Origin of the sequence: Streptomyces sp. NPDC101132, assembly GCF_044759225.1 — a bacterium.
Lineage (GTDB): Bacteria > Actinomycetota > Actinomycetes > Streptomycetales > Streptomycetaceae > Streptomyces.
Genome location: NZ_JBIVYX010000007.1, coordinates 264,114 through 283,463, shown reverse-complemented (window position 1 = coordinate 283,463; position 19,350 = coordinate 264,114). Strand labels below are relative to the sequence as shown.

The following is a 19,350-nucleotide window of genomic DNA, read 5'->3' as shown; positions in this document are numbered from 1 at the left end:
AGCTCGACAACGTAGGAAGGTACCCGGCATCCCATGGACAGTTTTGTGGTGGCACCTGACCACGATGCGGCCACGGCGGCTGTCGGGTGCCTTCCCTTCGAGCCGACACATGTCGTGTCCCACCCTTCCGGACGGCCCTGGATCCTGGGGAACCTGCCCTTTGCCACTCTCTCCGTCGTCCACGGGGACGGGAAGACGCTCGCTCTCATAGGGCCGGGCGACGTGCCCGAGGACCAGATGGCAGCTGCCCTTTCAGCGTGCGCGAGCGTTGCGGACCTGGACGGATTCATCAACTCGTTGCCCGGGGTGTTCCACGTGATCGCGCGGGTTGCCGGGAGATCTCGTGTGCAAGGCACCGCGTCCGGGCTCCGGCAGGTGTCCTACGCAGAGCACGCCGGCCACATCTGGGCAAGCGACCGGGCCCGCACGCTCGCACGGCTGACGGGGGCAGCGCTGGATCGGTCCGCGCTGGCGCTTCGGCTGCTGGAGCCCGTACCCCATCCCTTACCTGAGCGTGGCTTGTGGCGTGGCATCGAGACGGTGCCACCGGGGCACTGTCTCGTCCTGGACGGTGGGCGGGACAGGCAGGTCGAGTGTTGGTGGCGCCCGCCGGCACCGAGCAGAACGCTGTCCGTCGGCGCGGATCGGGTACGGGAAGCCCTGAGCCTTGCGGTGCGGCTGCATCTTCGGGGGCGGACGAGAGTCAGCAGTGAACTGTCGGGTGGCTTCGACTCCACGGCACTGTTCTTCCTCGCCGAGCGGGAGCAACGGGTCATGGCCGTGACGGCCGCCGGCCGCGACCCCTTGGACGAGGACGCGGCGTGGGCCGCACGCGCGGTGAGCCACGCCCGCAAGGTCGACCACCGGGTGGTCCCGGCCGAGCGCCTGCCGCTGGTCTACGCACAGCTGGACCGGGCGACCGAGCCGCTGGACGAGCCGTCCATCGCCGTCGCAAGCCGGGCACGGGTCCTGGCGATGACGGAGATACCGCGCCGGGAGGGCGCCGACCTTCACCTCACCGGCCACGGCGGTGATCACTTGTTCGTTGGACTGCCGACGCTGACCACAGACCTCCTGCGCAGCCGGCCCCTGCTGGCACTGCGCCACATGAATGCCTATCGCGGCATGTTCGGCTGGCCATGGATCGGCATGGCCAGACAACTGATCAGCCCCGGCTCCTACCGACGCTGGTTGGCGACGTCGGCGACCTCGGGCACCGGGGCGGACCCGCAGTTCCCCATCCTCACCTGGGGACTCGGGGCGACCATGCCGCCCTGGCTCACACCGTCCGCCGTGGAGGCGATTCACGAGGAAGTCAGGCAGGCCGCGCAGACGGCGGCACCGCTGGCCGCTACCCCGGGACGCCATCTCGAACTCGACGGGATACGTGACGGAGCCCGCCTCGCACGAGCCCTGACGGACATCACCGCCTGTGCCGGACTGCCCCTCTCCACTCCCTTCTTCGATGACCGGGTCATGGAAGCCGCACTCGCAGTGCGTATCGAGGCCCGGGCACGGCCCTTCGCCTACAAGCCGCTGCTCGCCGCCGCCATGCACGGCATCGTGCCCCCCGACCTGCTCACAAGGGAGACAAAGGGGGTAGGGAGCATGGACCTGGCAGTGGGGCTGCGCACCTACGCACCGCATCTCAGCCGGCTGTGGTCCGACTCACGGCTTGCGGAGCTTGGCCTGGTCGACGGGCAGCGCCTGGCGCGCCTGTGCGCACGCCCGGACTCCGTCGAACTGGACGACGGTGCGCTACTCACCACAGTGGCCTGCGAGCTGTGGCTGCGCGGCCTGGAACACGAATAGCACAGACAGGAGATGTTCATGGGTTTCAAGCTGTACGACCACATCTCGATGGTGCCTACCGAATACGGATCGGTCCTGCTCGACGAGCGCAGCGGTGCCTACTTCCAGCTGAACCCCACGGGTACGGAAGTGGTGACCGGTCTGATCGAGCAGCACGACGCGGCGCACGTCGCGAGGAGGCTCGTGGCCGAGTACGACATCGGCGAAGAGCAGGCGGCCTCCGATGTCGCAGCACTCATCGCCCAGCTGCGTGAGGCGGAGCTGGTCCAGCCGTGAGCGCCGGAATGACCATGCCCGCCCGAGAGCCGGGCGGCTTATGGCGGCGGGCGAAGGTGAGGACCGCTGTCCTGGCCGGGCTGCTGCTGGCGCGGATGGCCCCGCATCGAATCCGCTTCTTCATGCGGCGGGCGGCGGGGGGAGCCCGGCAGGCGGAGTACGAGACGGTGGCCGCCTACTACCGTGCTGTAGCCGCGGCCAGCCCCCGCTGTGCCGGGTGGCAGGGATGCCTCCCCCGCTCGATCGCGGTGGCGCTCCTGTGCCGGGCGGAGGGCAGGTGGCCAGACTGGAACGTCGGTGTCCGCCGGACGCCGCCCTTCGCGGCCCATGCCTGGCTCGAAGCGGACGGGAGGGTCGTCGCCGAGCCGGGTACGCCGGCGGCCTACGGGGTGCTCATGCACGTGGGGGCTGCCGATGTCTCCTAGCCGGGACACGGCCGGGCCCGTGGGGCTCGCGGCACTCCTTCGCGTGCTCCGGCCGCACCGGGGTCTTGTGGCCGGCGCGGTCACTCTGGTGATCGCGGCCTCCGTGCTCGGTCTCGCGCAGCCGGTGCTGGCCGGCCGGATCATCGACCGTGTCCGCACGTCCGAGCCCATCGCCGGCCTCGTGCTGACCCTCACCCTGCTCTTCGTGGCGCAGACCCTGATCGACACGGCCGGCCGCTACCTCCTCGAACGCACCGGCGAGAGCGTTGTCCGCGGGCTGCGGCAGCTGCTCGTCCGGCGCCTGATTCGCCTGCAGCTGCCCGCACTCCTCACCCATCGCAGCGGAGATCTGATCTCCCGGGCCACCGGTGACACCCTGGCACTGCGTGACAGCGTCACCCGCGGTCTCGTGGAGATCGCGGTGGGAGCCCTCACTGTCACGGGTGCGACTGCGCTCATGGTTGCGATCGACCCCGTGCTGTTCCTTGTCGTTCTGGGCGTCTTCGCCGTCGCGGCGCTGGGGGTGACGGTTGTACTGAACCGCATTCGGGAAGCGGCGGAGCAGTCGCGGACGGCAGTGGGTGTGCTGACCGCGGATCTCGAAAGGAGCCTGTCAGCGATCCGGACCATCCGCATCCACCAGGCGGAGCAGTCGGAGACGGAACGGCTCCTGGCCTCGGCCGACGCGGCGTTCGATGCGGGGGTCAGGGGCGCGCGCCTGGCAGCCACCGCCCACCCTGCGATCCAGCTCGCCGCGTCCGGCTCCTTCCTCCTCGTCCTCGTGGTCGGTGGCATGCGCGTCGCCTCCGGGGAACTCCAACTCGGTGAGTTGGTCGCCGTACTGCTGTACGCCACCTACCTGGTGATGCCCCTCGGCAACCTGCTGGAAGGCCTGACCACGCTCAAGAGCGCCTTGGGAGCTCTTCAGCGTGTGCAGGAGGCACTGGACCTGCCCATCGAGTCCGACGACGGCACGCCCGGCGCGATCGCAGCAGCCGTTCCGGGCGCACCAGCGCTCGTCTTTGCCGACGTCCGCTTCTCCTATGACGACCGACCCGCGCTGAGCGGGGTCAGTTTCGAGGTCGCTCGCGGGTCGCGGACGGCGTTGGTCGGCACCTCCGGATCCGGCAAGTCGACGATCCTCTCCCTGATCTGCCGGTTCTACGAGCCGACAGGCGGCACCATCAGCTATCTCGGCCACGACGCAGCCGCCTTGACCCGCGTCCAATGCCGCCAGCTCGTTTCGCTTGTCGAGCAGAGTGCCCCGGTACTCCACGGATCGATACGGGAGAACCTTTGCATGGGACGGTCCGCGGATGCAGCCGAAATAGACAGGGTGCTCCGGCAGGTCAACCTGCATGACTGGGTCGAGACCCTGCCCGATGGCGTGGACACCCAGGTGGGTGAGCACGGGTCGCAGCTGTCCGGTGGCCAGCGCCAACGCCTGGCGATCGCGCGGGCTCTGCTGACCCGGCCGGCGCTCCTGCTTCTCGACGAGCCGACCTCCAGTCTCGATGCGGAGAACGAGAAGACGGTGATGGACGGACTGCGCCGCCTCCACGGGGACTGCGTCACCGTGCTGATCGTTGCCCACCGCATCTCGACGGTGCGCGACGCGGACCACATCCTCGTCGTCGACGATGGCGAGGTGGTCGCAACAGGCAGTCATCACGAACTGGTGCGCACCAGTGAGCACTACCGGCTCTTGCTGGGCACCCAGATCACGGACGACGAACACACCGACTTCTCGGGAGTGCAGAAGTGACCGCCGAGCTTGAGTTCGCCGAGGCGGCGAGCGGACTTGCCCCCATCGCGCTCCGTGCTGCCGCCACTCTGCGCATGGCCGACCACATCGCCGCAGGCCACGACACCGTCCTGTCGCTGGCCGAGCGGACGGGCACCGACCCGGACCTGCTCAGTCGCGTACTCCGGTTCCTCGCATGCCGTGGCGTGTTCGCCGAGCCTCGCCCGGGAACGTACGCGCTCACCCCTCTGTCCCTCACCCTCCTGAAGGGCCACCCCTCGGGCCTCCGTGATTGGCTCGACGCCTCAGGAGCCGGGGCACGCATGGACGCCGCGGTCGGAGACCTCCTCGGCGCACTGCGCAGTGGCGAGCCCTCCTACGCCAGACTGCACGGGCGGCCCTTCTACGAGGACCTCGCCCTCCACAGCAGCGGCCCGGCCTTCGACGACCTGCGCCACATGCACGCCGAGAGCTACGTCTCGGACCTGATGGCCGCGTATCCCTGGGACCAGGCCAGGTGCATGGTCGACGTGGGTGGCGGCACGGGAGTTCTCGTCGAAGCCCTCATGCGCACCCACAGCACCTTGCGCACCGTGCTTGTGGACCTCCCCGCTGCGGTGGCGGCCGCCACCGCCCGTATTACAGGGGCAGGCTTCGGCAATCGGTTCACCCCGGTGAGCGCGAGCTTCTTCGACCCCCTGCCGGCCGGCGCGGACGTGTACACGCTCGTCAACGTCGTTCACAACTGGAACGACGAACGGGCAGCCGCCATTCTGCGCCGGTGTGCCGAAGCAGGTCGGGAGGACTCCACCTTCGTCATCGTGGAGCGACTCGTGGACCAGGCCGACACCCGGGCGATCACCGCCATGGATCTGCGTATGTTCCTGTTCCTCGGCGGAAAGGAACAGACCGCGGCCCAGCTCCGCGAGCTCGCGAGCGCGGCCGACTTGGCGTACCAATCGACGATCGAAACCCCGCCGGGACTACAGCTACTTGTCTTCGGTAGGAAGCGTCCCTGAAGGCCCCAGGGTCCGGCGGCGGAAGGTGACATGGGCCCCAGCTGATCGTTCAGGCGGGCCCAGTCGCGGCGGCTTGTTCCGTGCATCAAGTGGGCAGGCGGATGAGGGGGTCGAGGAACGGGCTTGGGCGGCCGTGCCAGAAGATGGCGAGAGTGTCCCGAGACCGGGTGGCGGCGACGAAGGATACGACGTATGGCCCGGTCCGGGGTAGGCCCGTTCGTCCTGGCCGGATGCAGCCTGCGGGGTGGGATCCGATACAGGGCGGTGGCTGCTGGCCGAGGGGATGCGCGTATCTGTTTTGTGGTGTTCGTGCACGTCTTCTTGGTGCCGCGGCAGCGTGAATCAGCCAAGTGCTTTCGTCCCTGCCGATCATGGTCGTGGGGTCGGGACAATGGCGGGCGATGGACATGACTTCGCTGCGGCCGGGCGATCCGCCGGTCGGCTACGGGCCGTTCGCGCATCTCACCGCACCGAACGTGCTGCTCTACCGCGCGGTGATGCGGGCGTTTCTCGTGGGCGCCGACGCCGCCGTCGTCGCCGACCGCTCCTCGGCCAGGACCTTCTACTCCCTGTCCGGCGGCACGCTCCACGCCAGCACCGACGGCGGGGCGACCTTCGCCGCCCGCGCCACGAACCTGCCCGCCGGCCGGCTCACGGCCCTCCCCGGCACCGCCGGAGACCTGTGGATCGCCGGCGGCGGCAAGGGACTGCTGCACTCCACCGACGGCGGCCGGACCTTCACCACCCTCACCACGGTGCAGTCCGCCTCCGCCCTCGGCTTCGGCAAGGCCGCACCCGGCGCCTCCTACCAGGCCCTGTACCTGATCGGCACCGTCAAGGACGTCACCGGCGTCTTCCGCTCCACCGACAAGGGCGCCACCTGGCTCCGCGTCAACGACGACGCCCACCGGTGGGGCGCCATCGGAGGCGTCGGCGTCATCACCGGCGATCCCGACACCTACGGCCGCGTCTACGTCGGCACCAACGGACGCGGCCTCCAGTACGGCGATCCGTCCTGACGCCGCCCCCGGTGCGGACGCAGGCCTGACCTCCTGGGCCGGCTGCCGCCCGCACGCGAAAGCCGCCCTCCTGACCGGAGCAGCACCCGGTCGGAGGGCGGCTTGACGTCGAAGCGGACGACGTCGTCCGCGGTGCACCGGCGGCGACGGGACCTGGACGCCGGCCCGTTTCGCCCACGTCCTGGCCTCGGCTCGTAGAGGTCGAGCCGTCGGTGCAGCGGATCATGCAGCCGAGGTCGAGATCCACCGTCCTGGCCGCGGCCGACCGCAGTGACGCCCGGATCCGGCCGAGCAGGCCAGGCGCCTCACCGCCGGCCCGCCGCGCCGCGGCCTGCGGCGAGTTCCAGTCGAGGTTGACCTTGATCAGGCCCGAGGTCACGCCGTGCTCGTCCAGGGGGACTCGGGGGGAGCCCTTCGTAGGGTCCACCGCGGCGGGCTCGGGCATGTGGCACCTTTCGAGGGACGCACGAGCGTGGAGGGGCGACGACCCTGCCGGCGGGGCGTGCCGCGCCGCAGGGAATCGGGTGTCCCTTTCGGAGCGGTTCCGGGTCCGGTTGTGGGGTGTTGCGAGTGGGGCCTGAGTGGGTCTCTAGTCGTTGGTGAGTTCCTCTGGGGGAGGGCTTTTCCTACTTAGTCGGTGGGAAAAGCGTGTGCGAACCGAAGGCGGAGAGCGGTCCGTCGGCTCCGCCGATCACTTCCGGAGGATCACATGAGTCCAGTTCGTGAGCGGTACACGGTGGCCGTTGTCGGTGCGGGTGCGGCCGGCGCGCTGACCGCCGTTCATCTCTGCGAGACCGCCACGCGCCGCCGGACGCCGGTGGATCTGGTCCTGGTCGACCCGGCCCCCGAAGCGGGCCGCGGTACCGCCTACTCGACGCGGGATCCCGGGCACCGCCTCAACGTGCCCGCGGGTGGCATGAGCTGCTACCCCGACGACCCCGGCCACTTCGTGCGGTGGCTGTGCCGCCACGGCCAGCCCGGCGTCACCGCCGGCGAGTTCGCGACGCGGTACCGGTACGGGGCCTACCTCGCCGACACGCTCGCCCAGGCCATCGTGCGCGCCCACGGCACCGTGTCCGTGCGCCGGGTCGCCACCCGTGCCGAGCACGTCGGGGCAGGCGCGGACGGCGGGGTGACGGTGACGCTGGCCGACGGTACGCGGGTCGGTGCCGATGCCGCGGTCCTGGCGACCGGGCCGGCCGCGCCGACCGCCGCCTGGGCGCCCGCGGAGCTGCGTACCGCCGAGCGGTTCATCGCCATGCCGTGGGCCGGAGGCGCGCTGGAGGGGCCCCTCGGCGACGACAGCGATGTGCTGCTCGTCGGCTCCGGTCTCACGTCTGTTGATCTCGCGCTCACCCTCGAACGGCCCGGCCGGACCGTGCACACGGTGTCCCGCAACGGGCTGCTGCCCCAGCCGCACACCCTGACCCCGGCCGGCCCCCTGCCCGCCCCCGAGGGCCTCCACGACGACGCCCCGTACGAACGGCTGCGCCGCATCGTCTACCGCCACGTGGCCCGCGCCGTGCGCCTGCACGGCGACTGGCGCCCCGCGCTCGACAGCCTGCGCCCGCACACCGCACGCCTGTGGAGCCGCCTCACGACCGAGGAGCGCGCCGAATTCCTGCGCCGCGACGGCGCGTTGTGGAACACCCACCGCCACCGCATGGCGCCCGCCACCGGCGAGTCCATCCTGCGCGCCCGCACCGCGCGCCGGCTGGCCCTGCACGCCGGCACCGTCACCGGCGCCGCCGTCCGCGCCGACGGATCGCTCGACGTCGCGCTCTCCGGCGGGCGTGGGCTCCGCGTGGGCTGGGTCATCGACTGCACGGGCCCCGGCCCGGTGCAGGCGGACCCCCTGTGGGGCTCCCTGTTCGAGGCCGGCGCCGCCGTGCCGGGACCGCTCGGCATGGGCGTCGCCACCCTCGACGGGCGTCTGCTCGACGAGCAGGGGACCGCGCGCCTGCCCCTGTTCACCCTCGGCGCCCCGCGCCGCGGCGAGCTGTGGGAGACCACCGCCATCCCCGAGATCCGCGTCCAGGCGGCGGCCCTCGCCCAGGAGCTGCTCGCACCGCTCGCCCCCCGGCCGCGCACCACGCGCCGCCCGCTCGACGGGCACGGCCTCGCCCTCTCCACCCACGCCGAGGCGGCAGCCGCCTACCGCACCGGACTCGACCGGATCCTCAAGGTACGCGCGGGCGCCGAGGACTCCCTCACCCGCGCGGTCCGCCTCGACCCCGGCTTCGCCCTCGGCCACGCGGCCCTCGCCCTGCTGGGGCACGAGTGCGGCGCCGCCGTCGACGTACCCAGAGCCCTGGCGGAGGCACAGCGCTGTGCCAGGGAGCGCGCGTGTGAACGCGAGCGCTCCTTCGTGGAGGTCGTCACCCGCCGCGTCCACGGCGACGACGGCGACGCGGCCCTGGTACGGCACCTGGAGCACCACCCGGCCGACGCGCTCGCCCTCGCCGTGGCCGTGCCCACCATCGCCTTCTCCGGGGTCGACGACCTCGACGACGACTACGCGCTGCGGCTCGTCGAGCGGACCTCGGCCGCGTACGACGGCCACTGGTTCCACACCTCGCTGCTGGCCTTCCTGCGCCAGGAGCAGGGCCGCCTGCACGAGGCCGGCGAACTCGCCCACCGCGCCCTGGCCGTCGAGCCCGCCTCCGGGCACGCCGTGCACGCGCTCGCCCACGTCCACTACGAGAGCGGCGCGCACCGCGCGGGCCGCGACTGGCTGGAGCGCTGGGTCGCCGGACGGGGCCGCGGTGCCGTGCACCGGGCCCACTTCTCCTGGCACATCGCCCTGCACGAACTGGCCCTGGACGACCCCGCCGCCGTCCGCAGGCGCTGGTTCACGCAGCTCGCCCCCGGCCGGGTGACCGGCGTACGCGCCCTGGTGGACTCGGGGTCGCTGCTGTGGCGGGCCCGGCTCAGCGACAGCTGGCACGGCGACCTGCCCGCCGCGGACGTCCTGGACGCGGTGCAGGCGGAGGTCCTGGAACGCCCCGCGACCGCCTTCACCGCCCTGCACTGCGCCATCACCCTCACCGCCGCCGGCGACCTGGCCGCGCTGCGCCGCCTGCGCGACCACGCGGCGGCCGCCGACGAGGTGCAGCGCGAGGTCATCGCCCCGCTGTGCGACGCGTTCGCCGCGCTCGTCGAGGAACGCTTCCGGGAGGCCGCCCGCGGCCTCGACGCGCTCCTGCCCGTGCTGCGCCGGGTCGGCGGCAGCGCGGCGCAGCGCGAGGTCGTCGAGGAGACCCTGCTGTACGCGCTGACGGCGGACGGCCGCTGCGACGCTGCGGCCCGCCTCCTGGACGCCCGCCTGGAACGGACGCAGGCCCCCCGCGACCGCCGGATGCGCGCGGGCCTGCCGGCCTGACGCCCGGGCCCGGCCCGGCCCGGTCAGCCGTGTCCGCGTGCCGGGCGGAGGCGGTGGGCGAGGGTGAGGGTGCTGAGGGCGAAGAGGAGGACGCCCAGGGGGACGTGGAGGGAGGGGACGTGGGCTATGCCCAGGACGACCTGGGCGGTGGCCAGGGCGAGGAAGAGGGTGGCGTGGAGGACCGGGCGGGGGGAGGCGCCGCCGGGGCGCCAGGCCAGGACCGTCGCCAGGAGGTGGAGCATCGACGCGCCGTACATCACGCGGGAGCCGATGTGGTGCAGCTCGTGGGCGGTGGAGGAGGTGAGCAGGGCTCCGGCCGTGGCGGCCTGGAAGAAGAGGGTGAGGGTCTGCAGCGCCGCGGTGGTCTTCAGGAGCGTGGCGGTACGGGCGGTGGTCGGGGGCGCGATCCGGGTGGTCGGCGGGTGCGTGGCCATCGGGTCCTCGGCTTCCGGTGCGTGGCGTCGTACGGGGTCGGATACGGGACGGCGCGGCACGTCCCGTTGTGACACGGTGTGGCGCACGTCACCCGGCCGGGTCGGTCCGGTCGCCGGGGGTGGCGGCGCGGGGTTGCCTGGAGGGCGGGCCCTGGTCAGGCGGGCCGACGGGTACGCGCGAACGGAGGCGGCATGGTGGTGCGGTGGAAGCGGGCGGTGGCGGGCGCGGGTGTGGCAGGGGTGCTGCTGGGGGGTGTGGCCGGGTGCTCGGACGACTCCGGCGGGCCTTCCGACGCGGCGAGCAAGGCGGCGTCCGCCTTGTCCTCCGTCGGCTCCTCCCTGGCGAGTGAGGCGGGCGACGTGCTCGCGTCGGCCACGGCCGAGGCCGGGAAGAAGCTGGAAGAGATCAAGGACGGCGTGGACGCCAAGGGGGACGTGACGCTCGGTTCCGCCGCCACCGACCCGGACGGGCGGACCACCGTGAAGGTGACCGTGCGGAACACGGCCGACTCGGCCAAGTCCTTCGGCGTGCAGGTCGTGTTCAAGGACGGGAGCGGGAAGCTCCTCGACACCGTCGTGGTGACGGTCGACGACGTGGCCGCGGGGAAGACGGGGGAGGGGACCGCGCAGAGCCACCGGAAGCTGGACGGTCAGGTGACGGCCGAGGTCGAGAACGCCCTGCGGTACTGAGCACAGCGGCACGCCCTCCGCCCCGGCCCCCTCAGGGGGCCGGGGCGGAGCCGTGCGGCGAGGGCGTCAGCGGTGCTGCGCGAAGGTCCGGAGGAACAGGGCCTCCACGTGTGCCATGTGCTGGATCTCGGTGGGGTCCACGCTCTCGTTCGGGGCGTGGATCAGGCAGCGCGGCTCCTCCACGCCCATGAGGACGATCTCCGCCTCCGGGTACGTCGCGGCGAAGACGTTGCACAGCGGGATCGAGCCGCCCTGGCCCAGGAAGGCCAGCTCCTTGCCGTACACCTCCCGCATCGCCGACCCCAGCGCCGCGTACGCCGGGCCGTCGGTGGCGGCGCGGAACGGCGAACCGGTGCCCTCGGTCTCGACGGTGACCCGCGCACCCCACGGGGCCGCGTCCGTCAGGTGCTTCGTGAGTGCCTCGCGCGCGGTCTCCGGATCGGTCCCCGGCGGGACGCGCAGGCTGACCCGGGCCCGTGCGGTGGCCGGGACGGCGGCCGCGGAACCGACCACCGGCGGGCAGTCGATGCCGAGGACGGTGACCGCGGGGCGCGCCCAGAGCCGGTCCGCGACGGTCCCGGTGCCGGTCAGCCGTACGCCGTCCAGGACACCGGCATCGGCGCGGAACGTCTCCTCCTCGTAGCCGACGCCGTCCCACGTGCCCTCGCAGTCGAGCCCGTCGATCCGGGTGGCGCCGGTCGCCGGGTCGCGCAGCGTGGACAGCATCTGGATCAGGGCCGCCAGGGCGTCCGGGGCCGGCCCGCCGAACATGCCGGAGTGGATCTCGCCGCGCAGGGTGTCGACGGTGACGACCAGGTTGGCCAGGCCGCGCAGGGTGATGGTCGCGGTGCCGGTGCCGACCTCCGCGTTGCCGGTGTCGCACACCAGGAGGGCGTCGGCGCGGAACTCCTCCGGGTGCCGGACGACGTACTGTTCCAGCCCGCCGGTGCCCTGTTCCTCGGAGCCCTCGGCGACGAACTTCAGGCCCACGGGGATGTCGTCGCCGAGCGCGCGCAGGGCGGTGAGGTGCATGACGACGTTGCCCTTGCAGTCGGCGGTGCCGCGCCCGTACCACCGGCCGTCGGGGCGTTCGGTGAGCGTGAAGGGCGGGGTGGTCCAGGCATCGTCGTCGAGGGGCGGCTGGACGTCGTAGTGGCAGTACAGCAGCACGGTCGGGGCGCCGGGCGGGGGCGGGCGGTGGCCGATGACGGCGTGGCTGCCGTCGGGGGTCTCGGCCAGCCGTACGTCCTCCAGGCCGGCCTCCGCGAAGGCGTCCGCCACCCACTGGGCGGCCCGCCGGCACTCCTCGGGCGGGTACTGGCGGGGGTCGGCGACCGAGGGGATGGCCACGAGCTCGGCGAGGTCCTCCCGGGCGCGCGGCATCAGGGCGGCGATCCTCGCGGCGAGGCCGTCGTCGCCGGCGGGCCGGCGGGACGGGGCGGACTGCGGGTCCATCTGCTGCGTCACCTCTTCACCGTGTCGTCGGTCTTCAGGTCCTCGACCGCCTCGTCGAAGTCGTCGACCTGGTCGGGGCAGTAGACCTGGAGGACGATCCGCTCCACGCCGACGGCCTTGGAGTCGGCGATGACCGGCCGCATGCCGGGCCCGGTCGCGCCGTTGGAGAGCTGCTGGAGCTGGTACAGCGCCTGCTTCAGGGCGTTGCCCGGGTCCTCGCAGACCGGGCCGCCGTCGGTGCCGAGGAGGCGCTCGGTGGTCTCCTGGTCGGGGGCCGGGTAGCCGGCCGCGGTCAGCTCCTCGCGGAGCTGGTTGGCCTTCTTCGCCGTCTCGTTGGTCTGCCGGACGCTGCTGTACCGGATCAGGCCGGTGACGACCAGGCCGACCAGGATCACGATGGCCCCGATGTAGAGCCACCGGTGCTCCGAGGCGAACCGGGTGGGGCTCATGACGCGCCTCCCGTGGTGTCGGCGGACCCGGCCTCCGCGGTGCGCCAGCCGGGCTTGCGCAGCTTCAGGAAGGCGTACGGGATGAGGAGGCCCAGCAGGGCCAGGCCGCCGCCGACGATGACGACGTACTGGAGCACGCTGCTGCCGCCGAACTGCGAGGGCGGTACGAAGCCGATCGCGAGGGCCGCGAGGGAGGAGAGCAGGCCCACCACGCACACCAGGCCGAGCGCCGGGACGCGGTAGCCGCGGGGGTGGTCGGGCTGGGTCTTCCGCAGGCGCATGGCCGCGGCGAACATCAGCAGGTAGACGATGAGGTACACCTGCGTGGTGATGGTCGAGAAGATCCAGTAGACGCTGGAGACGTTCGGGATCAGCGCGTACCCGAGCGCGATCACCGAGGTCACGATGCCCTGGGTGACCAGGATGTTCTGCTGGATGCCGTACTTGTTGAGCTTCTGCAGGAACGGCGGGAGGTAGCCCTCGCTGCGGGAGATCTCCAGCAGGCCCTTGGACGGGCCGGCCAGCCAGGTCAGCATGCCGCCGAGCGAGGCGGAGATCAGCATGACGGCCGCGATCGGCGTCATCCAGCCGATGCCGAAGTACGAGAAGAAGGCGTCGAAGGCCTGCATCACGCCGGCCGTGAGGCTGAGCTGGTCGGCGGGGACGACCCAGCTGATGGCGAGCGCCGGCAGGATGAAGATGAGCAGCACCAGGCCCATCGCCAGGAACATCGACTTCGGGTACTCCTTCGCCGGGTCCTTCAGCGAGGAGACGTGCACGGCGTTCATCTCCATGCCGGAGTACGACAGGAAGTTGTTGACGATCAGCACCAGGCTCGCCAGACCGGTCCACTGGGGGAGCAGGTGGCTGCTGTTCATGGGCGCGGCCGAGGGGTTGCCCTGGCCGAGGAAGACCATGCCGAGGACGACCAGGAGCGTGCCCGGGATGAGCGTGCCGATGATCAGGCCCCAACTGGACAGGCCCGCCAGGGCCTTGGTGCCGCGGGAGGAGACCCAGACACCGGTCCAGTACAGGACCATGATCACGATCGCGGTGTACACGCCGTTCGACGCCAGCGAGGGGTCGATGACGTACGCGATGGTCGACGCCACGAAGGCCAGCAGGCTCGGGTAGTAGAAGATCGTCATCGCGAACTGGCACCACACGGCGAGGAAGCCCAGCGGCTTCGAGAGCCCCTCGGCCACCCAGCGGTAGACGCCGCCCGACCAGCCGGACGCCAGCTCGGCCGAGACCAGCGCGGTCGGCAGCAGGAAGACGACCGCCGGCAGCAGGTAGAGGAACACGCAGGCCAGGCCGTACACGGCCATGGTCGGCGCGGCGCGCAGGCTGGCCACCGAAGCGGTCGTCATCAGCGCCAGCGTCACCCAGGTGAGCGTGGGCGGGGCGGTGGTCCGTACCGCCTCCCGTTTCGGCAGTTCGGCCGGGACGTCCATCGATGCCATGTGCCCTCCCTGTGGTGTGGTGGCAGGGCACCAGGCTCGGGCGCGGCACGGCGACCCGCAGGGCGGGTGGGGCCGTTCGGGTGACACCCGGCCGCGGAGATGCCGGTCCTCCGGGGACGCGAGAGGCTGGACACCCGCGTGGCCGGCGCCGGGCGGCTGCCGCTGCCGGTCGCCGCGAGTACCGCCGTCGCCCCACCGGCCGGATGTACCGGTCCGATGGGGCGCGGTGTGGGGCCCGCCCTGCGGGTCCCGGCCGGCCGCCTCGGTACGGGCCGCCGCCGCCCCGCCGTCGGCCGGGGCGGCCTTCGGGTCAGGCCCCGCCGGCCAGGTGGCGGAAGCGGTCCGGGAGGGCGCGGAGCCAGGCGGCCCGGTCGGCCGCGACCTCGCGCAGCCGCTCGTCGCCGCTCCGGGCCACCAGGTGCCCGAGGTACCGCTCGTTGAACCGGGCGTACTCCTGGTGCAGCGTGCGCAGGGCACGGCCGACCCCGGCCCGGTCGGCCGCCGCGAGCCGGGCGAGCGGGTCGACGTACTGCTTCCAGCGGCCCTCGACGGCCTGGCGCAGCAGCCGGTCGAGTTCGGAGGTGCGGGCGACCAGGGCCCGTACCTCCTCCGGGCCCATGCCCAGCGCGTCCGCCAGCAGCAGGGTCTGGCGGTCGTCGCCGGACCAGCGGTGCTCCCGCTCGGCCAGGGCGTACGTCTCCGGCGCCATCCCGATGCGCAGCGCCAGGCGGTCCGGTGTGAACTGCCGGGCCAGCCGGTGCTCCCGGAGGGTGACGGGCCGGCGGGCCATCAGGACCGCGACCGGGCACCACAGGGCGTCCGCGAGGGCGAACAGCTCCGGCTCGCTGGGGGCGGCCGTCCCCGACTCCCAGGCGAGGACCGCCCCGGAGTCGCGGTCCAGGCCCAACTGGGCCATGTGCAAAGCCACCTGGTGCGGCGTCAGGCCGATGCGCTCGCGCGCGGCGCGGGCCTCGGCGGGCGAGAAGGGCGGGTGCGGCGAGGGGTTCGGGTGCGGGGACACGGGCCGGTCACCGTCCCGCGGGCGTGTCCGCCTCCGTCAGTGCGTCCCAGTCGATCTCCTCGCCCGACCCGCGGTCGGCCCGGCGGTGGAAGAAGAGGTTGAGCAGGACGGCGCTGAGGCTGCCGAGGGTGATCCCGCTGCCCAGCACGGCCCGTATCTCGGTGGGCATCCGCTCGAAGAAGGGCCCGACCACGGTCGGCAGCATCGCCGCTCCGAGGCTGACGGCCAGGATCAGCGCGTTGCGCTCCTCCTTCAGGTCCGCCCTGCCCAGGATCTGGATGCCGACGGTGGCGACCATGCCGAACATCGCGACGGCCGCGCCGCCGAGCACCGGGTGCGGGACGGAGGCCACGACGGCTCCCGCCTTGGGCACCAGCCCGAGCGCGATCATGAACAGGCCGGCCGCGACCACGACGAACCTGCTGGTGACCCGGGAGATCCGGACCAGGCCGATGTTCTCCGCGAAGGCCACGTACGGGAAGGAGTTGAAGACCCCGCCGAGTACGGTCGCGACGCCGTCGGCGCGCAGTGCGCGGCCGACCGTCTCGCCGTCGACGTGGCGGCCGGTGATCTCGCCCATGGCGTACACGTCCCCGGTGGTCTCCACCATGGTGATCATCATGACCACCACCATCGCCAGCATCGGGAAGAGCGAGAACTGCGGCATCCCGTAGTGGAAGGGGGTGCTGACGCCGAACCACTCCGCCTGGTCCACGGCGCCGAGGTCGGCGTCGCCGCACAGCCAGGCGACGGTGGTGCCGCCCACCAGGCCCAGCAGCACGGCCACGCTCCGCAGCGCGGGCGGCCCGAACCGGGTGACGAGCAGGATGAAGGCCAACGTGCCGCCGGCGTAGGCGAGGTGGACCGGGTCGCCGTAACCCGGACCCCCGATGAGCCCGGCGCCGCCGCCGACGTCCTGGAGCGCGACCGGGATCAGCGTGACGCCGATGACGGTCAGCAGGGTGCCGGTGACGATCGGCGGGAAGTACGCGGCCAACCGGCCGGCGAACGGGGCGAGCAGGAAGGTCGCCACGCCGGCCGTGATCACCGCGCCGTAGACGACCAGCAGTCCGGCGGTGCCGCCGCCCGCGCCCTGGCCGATGGCGATCATCGGGGAGACGGCCGTGAACGTGGCGCCCTGGACCAGCGGCAGCCGGGCGCCGATCCGCCAGAAGCCCCAGGCCTGGATGACGGTGGCGATGCCGGCCGTGACCAGGTCGGCGTTGATCAGGTACACGAGCTCGTGGCGCGGCAGGCCGAGGCTGTTGCCGAGGAGCACCGGGACGAGGACCGCCCCGGCGTAGAACGCGAGGACGTGCTGGAAGCCGTAGAGCGACAGCTTGGGGAGGGGGAGCACCTCGTCGACGGGGTGGACGGATGCGGAGTTTCTGCGGCGCGCGGCCAAAGGAGCCATCTCTGCCTTGCCTGAGGGTAGGTGAATGAGAAGGAAGGGGCCTCAGGGCAGGTGTGCGGCCGGCCGCGCGGATGGGGCGGGCATGGGACGGCCGATGGCACGGGGATTGCCGGTGCGCGGCCGGGAGCCGAGGCGGAACGGGCCGTTCCACGGCCCGACGGGCACTGATCCTGGCGGAAGGAACCACTCGTACGCAAGGCTGCGGGGCAATGTTCCGAAAGCAAAACCCGTAAGTAACTTGGGAATCGATGGAAAGTACGGCTCAGTGCTGCCGATTCCATTGTGTGTTCACCCAAGGGCGTGTGCGGGCACGGCGGAGGGCCCCGCGCGTACGGGCGTACGCGCGGGGCTGCTGCGGCAGGCTGACGTCCCGTCAGCGGGCGGCGGGCCCGGCGCCCTCGGGGGCGGCCGGCGCCGCATCCTCGTCCGCGGTGTGCGCCGCATCCTCCTCCGTGGTGTCCTCCACGGCGCCCTCCACGGCGCCCTCCGCCGGGGCCGGATTCGGGCCGCCGGCACCGTCGCGCAGGCGGTCCTGCGGCCGCCTGGCCAGCAGGTAGAGGAGCCCGCTGCCCAGTACGACCGCGGTCCCCAGCAGGGCGGCCCACACCTGGTACCAGGGGGCGCCGGGCGGCGCCAGCACCGCCCGCGGCCAGCAGACGTTGACCACCTCGAAGGCGGTCCACAGCACGGCCAGCGCGTTGAGCACCGTGCCCCGGGCGCCCTGCCGGATGTGCCCGGACGGCACCCACGTGCCGCGCACCCGTGCGATGAACGCCGCGAGCGACACCAGGAAGAAGGGCAGGTACGTCGCCGCCGTGCCGAACGCGATCAGCGAGCCGATGGCGGTGGCGTTCAGGCCCAGCGCGAGTGCCGAGCCGCTGATCAGGGTCGAGGCGACCAGGCCGCCGAGGGGCGCCTGACGCCCGTTGACCCTGCGCACCTGCCGCGAGAAGGGGAACACCCCGTCCCGCGCCAGCGAGAACAGGCCGCGCGCGGCGCCGCCCTGGGAGGCCACCGCGCAGGCCAGGAAGCCGATCAGGACGACCACCACGAAGGGCTTGTCGGACCAGCCGCCGAAGGCGTGCACCACCGCGGTGGTCACCGGGTCGAGGTCCTGGCCGGCCACCACGTCCGCGGGGCGCGGGTGGGCGAGCGCCACCGCCATGGCGTTGAGGATCACCACGGTGCCCACGCTCAGCAGCGCCCACCACATGGCGCGCGGCACCTGGCGCCCGGCGTCCCTGGTCTCCTCGGCGGTGGAGACGCAGGCGTCGAAGCCGATGAACGCCCAGCCGGCGACGGCGACCGCGGCGAGCAGGCCCAGCGCGGTGGAGCCGCCGGACAGTGCCTCGGCCCCCAGCGTCTTCGTGAACAGGGCGAAGCCGTGCTCCCGGAAGAACAGCAGCAGCGCGAGCCCGACCAGCACCGAGGCCACCGCCTCGGCCGCGATGCCCAGCGAGATGAAGCGCCGCAGGATGGTGATCCCGTACGCGTTCACCAGCATCCCCGCGAGCAGGATGCCGAGGGCCACCGCGACCAGGCCGCCCGGTGTCGGGACCGCGCCGAACAGGGCGTACACCCACGGGGCCGCGAGGTACGCGACGGTCGTGTTGCCGAACATCACCGCGAACTGCCAGACCCAGCCGCCCAGCCAGCCGAAGGCCGGCCCGAGCAGCCGCCGGCCCCACTGGTACGGGCCGCCGGCCAGGGGCCACTGCGCGGACAGCTCGGCGTACACGTTGACGACCAGACACTGGCCGGCCAGCACCAGCGGCAGCGCCCACACCCACATCGGCCCGGCGACCGTCGTGCCGACCATCGAGACGGCGTACAGGGCGACCACCGGTGACACGACCGCGAAGCCCATCGAGATGTTGCCGAGGATGCCGAGGCTGCGCCGCAGCTCCTGGCTGTAACCGAGGTCCCGCAGCCGTGCCGCGTCCGCGTCGGCCGGCTGGTCCATGCCCTCGCTCATGATCACCCCATCCATAAATCTAACCGCGTTAGGTAAACGGGTGGCGTGAATGTAGCCGCAGCACCACGTGCTTGTGAAGCGTTCCTGACAGGTAATCTGCCGGAACCGGACGGGAAGGAGCCGCGCATGCCACGGCCGAGCCAGACCCTGCTGAGCCGGGCGATCATCGCCCGCGCGGCCCTGGAACTGCTGGACGAGCAGGGGGTGGAGGCGCTCAAGATGCGCACCATCGCCGACCGGCTCGGCGTGCGCGGCGCCTCGCTCTACCACCACGTGAAGTCCAAGGACGACCTGCTCGACGCGGTCGCGGAGCTCATCAACGACGAGATCGACCTGGGCCCGCTCGCCGACCCCGGCGGAACCGCCGGCATCGCCGCGTACGCCCACGGCTACCGGCAGGTCTACCTCCGCTACCCGCACATGATCCCGCTCGTCGCCCGCCACCGGGTCTCCTCCGACAAGGCCCTGCGGGGGTACGACGCGCTGCTCGCCGCCCTGACCGGTGCCGGGTGTGGGCCCGCCGAGGCCGCCGAGGCCGCCGCAGCGATCGACAACCTCGTCCTGGGCTCCGCCCTGGAGACCTTCACCGCCGGCTTCACCCGCGCCCCGGCCGAGTACCGGCCCGGGTTCCCGGCCCTGGCCGACTCGCTCGGGGCCGCCGAGGCCGCCGCCGGGGGCCTGGCCGGCCTGGACGCGCGGGGTTTCGGCCTGGGGCTCCGGCTGATCCTGGCAGGCCTTCCGGGGGTCTGTGCCGGCTAGGCCGGTTGGCGTC

At 72.5% G+C, this 19,350-nt stretch carries 15 protein-coding genes and 1 pseudogene; 9 read left to right on the top strand and 7 right to left on the bottom strand.

Annotated features, from left to right (window positions below; genetic code table 11):
- Positions 1-33: 33 nt before the first annotated feature.
- The 7 genes and pseudogenes from ACIQUR_RS18525 to ACIQUR_RS18495 all read left to right on the top strand — a co-directional run bounded on the left by ACIQUR_RS18525 (position 34) and on the right by ACIQUR_RS18495 (position 9,677).
- Positions 34-1,812: an asparagine synthase-related protein gene (locus ACIQUR_RS18525; RefSeq protein WP_403665275.1), complete on the top strand. Its 1,779-nt coding sequence runs from the start codon at positions 34-36 to the stop codon at positions 1,810-1,812.
- A gap of 18 nt (positions 1,813-1,830) precedes the next feature.
- Positions 1,831-2,088, top strand: a complete 258-nt coding sequence (locus ACIQUR_RS18520; protein ID WP_403665273.1) for a lasso peptide biosynthesis PqqD family chaperone — start codon at positions 1,831-1,833, stop codon at positions 2,086-2,088.
- A gap of 8 nt (positions 2,089-2,096) precedes the next feature.
- The gene (locus ACIQUR_RS18515) at positions 2,097-2,513 is read left to right on the top strand and encodes a lasso peptide biosynthesis B2 protein (RefSeq protein ID WP_403665562.1); all 417 of its coding nucleotides are present in this window, start codon (positions 2,097-2,099) and stop codon (positions 2,511-2,513) included.
- A gap of 67 nt (positions 2,514-2,580) precedes the next feature.
- A complete protein-coding gene (locus ACIQUR_RS18510; protein ID WP_403665271.1) occupies positions 2,581-4,278 on the top strand; it encodes an ABC transporter ATP-binding protein in 1,698 nt (565 codons plus the stop codon).
- Positions 4,275-5,276 carry a methyltransferase gene (locus tag ACIQUR_RS18505; RefSeq protein WP_403665269.1) on the top strand — a complete coding sequence of 334 codons (1,002 nt, stop codon included), beginning with the start codon at positions 4,275-4,277 and terminating at the stop codon, positions 5,274-5,276. Before ACIQUR_RS18510 ends, ACIQUR_RS18505 begins: the two co-directional genes overlap by 4 nt.
- A 512-nt stretch (positions 5,277-5,788) precedes the next feature.
- Positions 5,789-6,295: pseudogene (locus ACIQUR_RS18500) on the top strand (WD40/YVTN/BNR-like repeat-containing protein); the annotation flags it as partial.
- Between the two features lie 709 nt (positions 6,296-7,004).
- A complete protein-coding gene (locus ACIQUR_RS18495) occupies positions 7,005-9,677 on the top strand; it encodes an FAD/NAD(P)-binding protein (protein ID WP_403665267.1) in 2,673 nt (890 codons plus the stop codon).
- A gap of 23 nt (positions 9,678-9,700) precedes the next feature.
- On the opposite strand, the gene ACIQUR_RS18490 is transcribed toward ACIQUR_RS18495, so the two are convergent.
- The gene (locus ACIQUR_RS18490; protein ID WP_403665265.1) at positions 9,701-10,111 is read right to left on the bottom strand and encodes a hypothetical protein; all 411 of its coding nucleotides are present in this window, start codon (positions 10,109-10,111) and stop codon (positions 9,701-9,703) included.
- Between the two features lie 192 nt (positions 10,112-10,303).
- Here ACIQUR_RS18490 and ACIQUR_RS18485 point away from each other — a divergent pair, with 192 nt between their 5' ends.
- The gene (locus ACIQUR_RS18485) at positions 10,304-10,801 is read left to right on the top strand and encodes a hypothetical protein (protein WP_403665263.1); all 498 of its coding nucleotides are present in this window, start codon (positions 10,304-10,306) and stop codon (positions 10,799-10,801) included.
- Between the two features lie 66 nt (positions 10,802-10,867).
- On the opposite strand, the gene ACIQUR_RS18480 is transcribed toward ACIQUR_RS18485, so the two are convergent.
- The 6 genes from ACIQUR_RS18480 to ACIQUR_RS18455 form a co-directional block, all read right to left on the bottom strand.
- On the bottom strand, positions 10,868-12,184 hold the full coding sequence (locus ACIQUR_RS18480; RefSeq protein ID WP_403665560.1) for a dipeptidase: 1,317 nt from the start codon (positions 12,182-12,184) through the stop codon (positions 10,868-10,870).
- An 80-nt stretch (positions 12,185-12,264) separates the two neighbouring features.
- Positions 12,265-12,705: a hypothetical protein gene (locus ACIQUR_RS18475; RefSeq protein WP_403665261.1), complete on the bottom strand. Its 441-nt coding sequence runs from the start codon at positions 12,703-12,705 to the stop codon at positions 12,265-12,267.
- A complete protein-coding gene (locus tag ACIQUR_RS18470) occupies positions 12,702-14,168 on the bottom strand; it encodes an APC family permease (RefSeq protein ID WP_403665259.1) in 1,467 nt (488 codons plus the stop codon). Before ACIQUR_RS18470 ends, ACIQUR_RS18475 begins: the two co-directional genes overlap by 4 nt.
- A gap of 310 nt (positions 14,169-14,478) precedes the next feature.
- Positions 14,479-15,189: a helix-turn-helix domain-containing protein gene (locus ACIQUR_RS18465; protein WP_403665257.1), complete on the bottom strand. Its 711-nt coding sequence runs from the start codon at positions 15,187-15,189 to the stop codon at positions 14,479-14,481.
- 7 nt (positions 15,190-15,196) lie between these two features.
- Positions 15,197-16,603, bottom strand: a complete 1,407-nt coding sequence (locus tag ACIQUR_RS18460) for a nucleobase:cation symporter-2 family protein (RefSeq protein WP_403665255.1) — start codon at positions 16,601-16,603, stop codon at positions 15,197-15,199.
- Positions 16,604-16,976: 373 nt separating this feature from the next.
- Positions 16,977-18,578 (bottom strand): APC family permease, encoded by a 1,602-nt coding sequence (locus ACIQUR_RS18455; RefSeq protein ID WP_403665253.1) that lies wholly within the window; start codon positions 18,576-18,578, stop codon positions 16,977-16,979.
- Positions 18,579-18,704: 126 nt separating this feature from the next.
- On the opposite strand from ACIQUR_RS18455, the gene ACIQUR_RS18450 reads away from it, so the two are divergent.
- Positions 18,705-19,337 (top strand): TetR/AcrR family transcriptional regulator, encoded by a 633-nt coding sequence (locus tag ACIQUR_RS18450; RefSeq protein ID WP_403665251.1) that lies wholly within the window; start codon positions 18,705-18,707, stop codon positions 19,335-19,337.
- Positions 19,338-19,350 lie beyond the last annotated feature (13 nt).